At 34.4% G+C, this 8,775-nt stretch carries 4 protein-coding genes; all 4 read left to right on the top strand.

Features of this window, described 5'->3' with window-relative positions; translation table 11 throughout:
• Positions 1 to 546: 546 nt before the first annotated feature.
• The 4 genes from DNC80_RS14010 (at position 547) to DNC80_RS13995 (ending at position 8,500) form a co-directional block, all read left to right on the top strand.
• The gene (locus DNC80_RS14010; RefSeq protein ID WP_370628769.1) at positions 547 to 1,956 is read left to right on the top strand and encodes a peptidylprolyl isomerase; all 1,410 of its coding nucleotides are present in this window, start codon (positions 547 to 549) and stop codon (positions 1,954 to 1,956) included.
• A gap of 104 nt (positions 1,957 to 2,060) precedes the next feature.
• A complete protein-coding gene (locus DNC80_RS14005) occupies positions 2,061 to 3,014 on the top strand; it encodes a MoxR family ATPase (protein ID WP_144889102.1) in 954 nt (317 codons plus the stop codon).
• A 325-nt stretch (positions 3,015 to 3,339) separates the two neighbouring features.
• Positions 3,340 to 6,111, top strand: coding sequence for a bifunctional aconitate hydratase 2/2-methylisocitrate dehydratase (locus DNC80_RS14000; RefSeq protein ID WP_182651739.1), 2,772 nt, complete (start codon positions 3,340 to 3,342; stop codon positions 6,109 to 6,111).
• Positions 6,112 to 6,232: 121 nt separating this feature from the next.
• The gene (locus tag DNC80_RS13995; RefSeq protein WP_182651738.1) at positions 6,233 to 8,500 is read left to right on the top strand and encodes an aconitate hydratase; all 2,268 of its coding nucleotides are present in this window, start codon (positions 6,233 to 6,235) and stop codon (positions 8,498 to 8,500) included.
• Positions 8,501 to 8,775: the final 275 nt, after the last annotated feature.

Raw genomic sequence — 8,775 nt, 5'->3', positions numbered from 1 at the left:
CTTTTAAATTGATAACGGAAGCTAATTTAATTATTAAAAGATTTGAAGGTGATTTGCTTATTTTTATTTTGTTTCGAAAACGATGTAGTGTTTACAACTTTGTATTTTAGACTTAAAAAAATGAGAATTTTAAGATTTAATTCGGAGTTTAATTTTAAATAGTATTAATCCAGTTTTTATAATTTTATGAGTAGATATTCAAAACAAAATATTTGAAATAGGATTTTTGTTTTTGAAATAGAATTAAGATGTACTTATTGTATGTTAGTGATAACTCATGAAATGAGCTCTAATTTCACTATTTATTTGCGCTATAATTTTTTGTTAATAGTAGCAGGTATACTTGTATAATGTAATTGAATTGTTATTTTTGTTCGTTTTTAAAATTTTAAGATAACAACTTTTGATTTGATGTAGTAAATATTTCAATTTTAGAATGTTATAATTAGAATTGGGACACCTGAAAAGGTTTCATTTTGAAAATCTTAATTTTAAAGACAATATCATTAAAAGTAAATTAAAATAATGCCAATAAATTCAATACCAATGAAGTCCAATAATAATAGAATTACACTTACTGTTTTGTTCTTAATGTTTATGAGTGTAGTTGTAAATGCACAAGAAATTATTAAGGATTCTGTAATAGCTCCCGTAAAAAAAGTAAAGTCAACTGGCAAACAAAAAGTTGACGGTGTTGTAGCTACTGTTGGGGATTATATTATTTTAGACTCAGATATAGATAAAACGTATTTAGAGATACAAGCTGGAGGTGGTAATACTTCAGAGTACGATCGTTGTCAAATGCTTGGAAAGCTCCTAGAAGACAAGTTGTATGCGCATCAAGCTGTTCAAGATAGTATTATAGTTACAGATACAGAAGTAAAAGGAATGATGGAAGAACGATTGAATTACATGATAGACAAAATTGGGTCTATGGAAAAAGTAGTTCAATATTATAAAAAAGATTCTGAAGAAGAATTTAGAACTTATTTTGCTGATATCTTAAAGGAGGGAAAACTTACTTCGGAAATGCAAAAAAAGATTATTGATGCTGTAGAAATTACTCCAGAAGAAGTAAGGAATTATTTTAAACAAATACCAGCGGCTGATTTGCCATTTTTTGGTGTGGAACTCGAGGTAGCACAAATTGTGGTTAAGCCAAAAGTTTCTGCAGAAGACAAACAAAAAGTCATTGACAAACTCAATGGGTTTAAAAAAGAAGTAGAAGAAGGTGCTAGTTTTTCAACAAAGGCAGTTTTGTACACTCAAGATCCTGGATCTAGGTCAAATGGAGGGTATTATAAAATGAATCGTAAAACTCCTTTTGTAAAAGAGTTTAAAGAAGTTGCTTTTAGTTTAGCCGAGGGAGAAATCTCTGCTCCTTTTGAAACGGAATTTGGATATCACATTATTCTTGTCGAAAAGATTAAAGGTCAAGAAGTAGAGTTGCGTCATATATTATTAGCACCAACAGTTACAGATGCATCTTTAGCTGAGGCCAAAGAGAAAATTCAATTAATAAAAAAGAGAATAGAGGATAAAGATATCACATTTGCAGAAGCTGCCAGAACTTTATCTGATGAAAAAGAAACTCGAGCAAATGGCGGTGCTTTAATCAATCCACAAACACAAGATACCCGTTTTGAGTTGACAAAAATGGATCCTTCTTTTTACAGCCAAGTTTCAAATTTAAAAGAAAATGAAGTTTCTGCGCCTATCTTAGATCAAAGTGAAGAAGGTAAAAAGACCTTTAAAATTATTACGGTAACCAATAGAATTGATGAGCATACAGCAGATTATGCTAAAGATTACATCAAAATTAAAGATTTAGCGTTAAAACAAAAACGAATTACTGAAATAGGAAAATGGTTTGACGAAAAAATCAAAGAGACCTACATCAAGATTCAGGGGGAATATAGAGATTGTAAATTCACGAACAATTGGTTAAAAAAATAGACTTATTTTAGGGTTTAAAACTTAAAAAATTTCTGTAAATAAATAAAAAGAGTTAGTTTTATGCTTGCATAAACTAGCTCTTTTTTAATTTAAAAAATATATACATGTCAGATGTTGCAGCAATACATAATTTGGTTCAAAAACGAAATGAACTAAAAAAAGAAATCGCAAAAATTATTGTAGGACAAGATGCTGTTGTCGATCAAATATTACTTTGTATTTTTTCAGGTGGACATGCTTTATTAGTGGGCGTTCCTGGATTAGCAAAAACGCTTATGGTGAATACATTGGCGCAGGCCTTAGGTCTAGAGTTTAAAAGAATTCAGTTTACTCCAGATTTAATGCCATCAGATATTTTAGGAAGTGAAATTTTAGATGAAAGCAGGCAGTTCAAATTTATAAAAGGGCCTATTTTTTCGAATATAGTTTTGGCTGATGAGATCAATAGAACGCCTCCCAAAACGCAAGCAGCTTTGCTTGAGGCTATGCAAGAAAGATCTGTTACTATTGCCGGAAACAATTATAAATTGAATTTGCCCTATTTTGTTTTGGCAACTCAAAACCCAATTGAGCAAGAAGGAACCTATCCTTTACCCGAAGCGCAACTGGATCGTTTTATGTTTGCTATAAAACTTGAATATCCAAGTTTTGAAGAGGAAGTACAAGTGGTAAAGCAAACTACTTCAAATGAGAAAGTAGTTGTAAATTCGTTATTTACAGCACAAGAGATCATTGATTTTCAAGAATTGATTCGCAGAATTCCTGTTGCGGATAATGTTATAGAATACGCGGTGCGCTTGGTGAGTAAAACGCGTCCGGATAATTCTTTGTCAAATGAATTTGTGAAAAATTATTTAGATTGGGGAGCAGGACCTAGAGCCTCTCAAAATTTAATTTTGGCTGCCAAAGCCAATGCGGCTTTTAATGGAAAATTTTCTCCAGACATAGAAGATGTTCAAGCCGTGGCAACCGGAATTTTGAGACACCGAATTATAAAGAATTACAAAGCCGATGCCGAGGGAATAACTGAAGAAATGATTATCGAAAAGCTATTATAACGTTGTAGTTAGCTTATTTAGAAAGGTTCTTTGTTGTAAAAGCAGCAAAGAACCTTTTTTTATTTTTGTCTAAATTCACGGATTGCTAAAAATGGCTTTTTTAAATACCAAATAAATAAAATTTTATTAAAATTTTGAATTATCTGCATTGGATGTAGTTTTTTATATGGTTTTAGCAATAATAATTTTTAAAAACGGGACTTCTATTAAATTTTTTTAAATCTCAGCTTTAATTCTTAAATTTGCTAAACTAAATAACATTTAATTCTTATGTCTCTATTTGCAATGAATTTTTAGCATTATAGAACAGTAATATATCACAATTATGAGTACTTATAACGATTACATTAATGAGATTGAAGAGCGTAAAGTTCAAGGTCTTCACCCAAAACCAATTGATTCAGCAGAATTGCTAATCGAAATCGTAGCACAAATTAAAGATACAAATAACCCAAATAGAGAAGATTCTCTTAAGTTTTTTATCTACAATACTTTACCAGGAACTACAAGTGCTGCCACTGAAAAAGCAAAATTTTTAAAGGAAATTATTCTTGGTGAAGAAGTGGTAAATGAAATTACTCCTGCTTTTGCTTTTGATTTATTATCGCACATGAAAGGTGGTCCTTCAATTGAAGTGTTATTAGATTTAGCTTTAGGAAATGATGTAGCAATTGCCAAAGAAGCTGCTAAAGTTCTTAAAACTCAAGTATATCTTTACGATGCCGATATGGATCGTTTAAAGGCTGCATTTGAAAGTAATAATGAAGTAGCTAGAGAAATTTTAGAAAGTTATGCTCAAGCAGAATTTTTCACAAAACTTCCAGAAGTTGCAGAAGAAATTAAAGTCGTAACTTTTATCGCTGGTGAAGGAGATATTTCTACAGATTTATTGTCACCAGGTAACCAAGCGCACTCGCGTTCAGATCGTGAATTGCACGGTAAATGTATGATTACACCTCAAGCTCAAGATGAAATCAAAGCGTTGCAAGCACAACATCCAGACAAATCTGTAATGTTAATTGCTGAAAGAGGTACAATGGGTGTAGGTTCATCTCGTATGTCAGGTGTAAATAACGTAGCACTTTGGACAGGTAAACAAGCAAGTCCTTACGTGCCATTTGTAAACTTTATGCCAATTGTTGCGGGAACAAACGGAATTTCTCCAATTTTCCTAACTACAGTTGATGTAACGGGTGGTATCGGTTTAGATTTAAAAAACTGGGTAAAAAAGACAGACGCTAACGGAGAAGTAGTTCGTAATGAAAGTGGTGATCCAGTTTTAGAAGAAACCTATTCTGTAGCAACAGGAACGGTTCTTACCATTAATACAAAATCAAAAAGGTTATATAACGGAGACCAAGAATTAATTGACATTTCTAAAGCTTTCACGCCTCAGAAAATGGAATTCATCAAAGCTGGTGGTTCTTATGCGATTGTTTTCGGTAAAAAAATTCAAACTTTTGCAGCTAAGACTTTAGGAATTGAAGCGCCTCTAGTTTATGCGCCTTCAAAAGAAGTCTCAATAGAAGGACAAGGTCTTACTGCTGTTGAAAAAATCTTCAACAGAAATGCTGTAGGAACCATTTCTAAAAAAGCATTACACGCGGGTTCTGATGTTCGTGTTGAAGTAAATATCGTTGGTTCTCAAGATACAACGGGATTAATGACGGCTCAAGAATTAGAGTCTATGGCAGCAACAGTGATTTCACCAATAGTTGACGGTGCTTACCAATCAGGTTGTCATACTGCTTCTGTTTGGGATAAAAAGGCGCAAGCCAACATTCCAAAATTGATGAAATTCATGAACGATTTTGGTTTGATTACTGCACGTGACCCAAAAGGTCAATATCATGCTATGACTGACGTAATTCATAAGGTTCTTAACGATATAGTAATTGACGATTGGGCTATCATTATTGGTGGTGACTCACATACTCGTATGTCAAAAGGAGTAGCATTCGGTGCCGATTCTGGAACAGTGGCTTTAGCACTTGCAACAGGAGAAGCTTCTATGCCTATACCTGAATCTGTAAAAGTAACTTTCAAAGGTCAAATGGCCAGTTATATGGATTTCCGTGATGTAGTTCACGCTACTCAAGCACAAATGTTACAAAAATTTGGAGGAGAAAATGTTTTCCAAGGAAGAATTATTGAAGTGCATTTAGGAACGCTTACAGCCGATCAAGCCTTTACATTTACAGATTGGACTGCTGAAATGAAAGCCAAAGCTTCGATTTGTATTTCGGAAGATGATACTTTAGTGGAATCTTTGGAAATTGCAAAAGGAAGAATCCAGATCATGATTGATAAAGGAATGGATAACAAAACGCAGGTTCTTCAAGGATTAATCAACAAAGCAAATAAGAGAATTTCTGAGATTAAATCAGGTGATAAACCAGCTTTAACTCCAGATGCCAATGCTAAATATTATGCAGAAGTGGAGGTAGATTTGGATGTGATTAACGAACCAATGATTGCTGATCCAGATGTAAACAACAAAGACGTTTCTAAAAGATATACTCACGATACCATTCGTCCACTTTCATTTTACGGAGGGGATAAAAAAGTAGATTTAGGGTTCATCGGTTCTTGTATGGTGCACAAAGGGGATATGAAAATATTAGCACAAATGCTTAAAAACGTGGAAGCACAAAATGGTAAAGTAGAATTTAAAGCACCATTAGTAGTAGCGCCACCAACCTATAATATTGTAGACGAATTAAAAGCAGAAGGAGATTGGGAAGTTTTACAAAAATATTCTGGTTTCGAATTTGACGATAACGCGCCAAAAGGTGCCGCACGAACTGAATACGAAAACATGTTGTATTTAGAGCGACCAGGCTGTAATCTATGTATGGGTAACCAAGAAAAAGCTTCAAAAGGAGATACGGTTATGGCAACATCTACTCGTTTGTTCCAAGGTAGAGTTGTAGAAGATACAGCTGAGAAAAAAGGAGAGTCACTACTTTCTTCTACACCAGTAGTTGTATTGTCAACAATATTAGGAAGAACTCCAACTATTGAAGAGTATAAAATTGCAGTTCAAGGAATTAATTTAACCAAATTTGCACCTTCAAATAAGCAATCTGTATTTTAAAGAGATACGTTAAAATTTTTATAAAAAGCTCGGGTTTAGGTACTCGAGCTTTTTTTTGTGTAATAGCTGTCCTAATTTTTTGTAAATTGTAATATTGTTCAACAATACTTAAATAAAAATTATGGCCTTTGATATAGAAATGATAAAAAGAGTGTATGGTAACATGGCAGATCGTGTTGATACAGCACGAAAAGTTGTAGGTAGACCACTAACATTAAGCGAGAAAATTTTGTACAATCACCTTTGGGAAGGCAAGCCTAACCAAGCTTTTACTCGCGGGGTTGATTATGTATATTTTGCACCAGATAGAGTTGCTTGTCAGGATGCTACAGCGCAAATGGCCTTGTTGCAATTTATGCATGCGGGTAAAAAAACGGTAGCCGTACCCACTACAGTTCATTGTGATCACTTGATTTTGGCAAAAAACGGAGCCCAATCCGATTTGGCTGTAGCCAATACACAGTCCAAAGAAGTTTTTGATTTCCTTTCGTCGGTTTCTGACAAATATGGAATCGGGTTCTGGAAACCAGGTTCAGGAATTATTCATCAAATCGTTTTAGAAAATTATGCTTTCCCTGGAGGTTTGATGATTGGGACTGATTCTCATACCGTGAATGCGGGTGGTTTAGGAATGCTCGCCATTGGTGTTGGTGGTGCTGATGCTGTCGATGTGATGTCTGGAATGTCTTGGGAATTAAAATTTCCTAAATTAATTGGAGTTAAATTAACGGGTAAGTTATCTGGATGGACTTCTCCAAAAGACGTTATTTTAAAAGTAGCTGATATCCTTACTGTAAAAGGAGGTACAGGAGCCATTGTTGAATATTTTGGAGAAGGAGCAACTTCAATGTCATGTACTGGTAAAGGAACTATTTGTAACATGGGTGCAGAGATAGGAGCAACCACGTCTACATTTGGTTATGATGAATCCATGCGCAGGTATTTAGCAGCAACGGGCAGACAAGATGTGGTAGATGCAGCAGACAATGTAGCAGCATATTTAACCGCAGATCCTGAGGTTTATGCAGATCCTGAAACGTATTTCGACCAAGTAATTGAAATCAATCTTTCTGAATTAGAGCCACATATTAATGGACCTTTTACGCCTGATAGAGGAACACCAGTTTCTCAAATGAAAGCGGAAGCGGCTGCAAATGGGTGGCCTATCAAAGTAGAATGGGGTTTGATAGGGTCTTGTACCAACTCCTCTTATGAAGATATGGCACGAGCTGCATCAATTGTAAACCAAGCGGTAGCACATGGTATTACTCCAAAAGCAGAATTCGGAATCAATCCAGGATCGGAACAAATTAGATATACCATTGAAAGAGATGGAATTATTGCCACTTTTGAAAAAATGGGAACCAAAGTATTTACCAATGCATGCGGTCCATGCATCGGGCAATGGGATAGAGCAGGAGCGGATAAAGAAGAAAAAAATACTATTGTACATTCGTTTAATCGAAACTTTTCGAAAAGAGCTGATGGAAATCCCAACACGCATGCTTTTGTAACTTCCCCAGAAATGGTTGCGGCTCTGGCTATTTCGGGACGTTTGGATTTTAATCCGATTACAGATACCTTGATTAATGATAAAGGTGAAGAGGTGAAATTAACGGCTCCTTATGGTGATGAATTGCCTCAAAAAGGTTTTGCAGTAGAAGATAATGGATTTCAAGTACCAGCTGAAGATGGTTCTGGAGTTCAAATCTTGGTCAGTGAAACGTCTGATAGGCTGCAACTTTTAGCTCCATTTGAAGCCTGGGATCGAAAAAATATTACAGGAGCAAAGTTATTGATAAAAGCATTTGGCAAGTGTACCACAGATCACATATCTATGGCTGGTCCTTGGTTGCGTTTTAGAGGGCATTTAGATAATATTTCAAATAATATGCTAATAGGTGCGGTCAATGCATTTAATCAAAAAACGAACGCTGTAAAAAATCAATTAACAGAAGAATATGATGCTGTTCCATCAGTGGCAAGGGCTTACAAAGCTGCTGGAATCCCATCAATAGTTGTGGGAGATCACAATTATGGTGAAGGATCTTCAAGAGAGCATGCCGCTATGGAACCTCGATTTCTAGGAGTTAAGGCAGTTTTAGTAAAATCATTTGCACGCATACATGAAACGAATTTAAAAAAACAAGGTATGCTAGCTTTGACTTTTGCTAATGAAAATGATTATGATAGAATTCAAGAAGACGATACCATTAATTTTCTTGACTTAATATCATTTGCACCTGCAAAACCACTCACACTAGAGTTTGTTCACTCAGATGGTAGCACTGATCGAATTCTTGCAAATCATACTTATAATGAAAGTCAAATAGGTTGGTTTGAGGCAGGATCAGCTTTAAATTTAATTGCTGCAGCAAGTAATTTATAAACAGATTTTACATCTTTTAAAACTCTCAAAGCTATTTTGAGAGTTTTTTTTGTGATATAAATTACTTGAGTTGACTTATGAAGTAAGAATAGTAATAAATATCAGGTAGGCTAGTTGGTTTAATTTTTCTAAAGAATTCGTTAAAATGGATTTTTTCAACGTTAAAGTTCTAAAAAAGGGTGTGTTTTTTGATTAAATCAATTAAATTAGCTTTTTTGAAATAATTAAATAAAAATTTAATTCATTTTCAGAAATTTTTGAATTTAATGCAATAC

The organism is Flavobacterium sp. SOK18b, assembly GCF_014156605.1.
Classification (GTDB): Bacteria; Bacteroidota; Bacteroidia; order Flavobacteriales; family Flavobacteriaceae; genus Flavobacterium; species Flavobacterium tiangeerense.
The sequence above is the reverse complement of the archived record's forward strand: the minus strand, read 5'-3'. Positions and strand labels throughout refer to the sequence as shown.

Bases quoted from the DNA above. Each gene is read 5' to 3' on its own strand.
- DNC80_RS14010 (WP_370628769.1), top strand. From the start codon at position 547: ATGAAGTCCAATAATAATAGAATTACACTTACTGTTTTGTTCTTAATG.
- DNC80_RS14005 (WP_144889102.1), top strand. From the start codon at position 2,061: ATGTCAGATGTTGCAGCAATACATAATTTGGTTCAAAAACGAAATGAA.
- DNC80_RS14000 (WP_182651739.1), top strand. From the start codon at position 3,340: ATGAGTACTTATAACGATTACATTAATGAGATTGAAGAGCGTAAAGTT.
- DNC80_RS13995 (WP_182651738.1), top strand. From the start codon at position 6,233: ATGGCCTTTGATATAGAAATGATAAAAAGAGTGTATGGTAACATGGCA.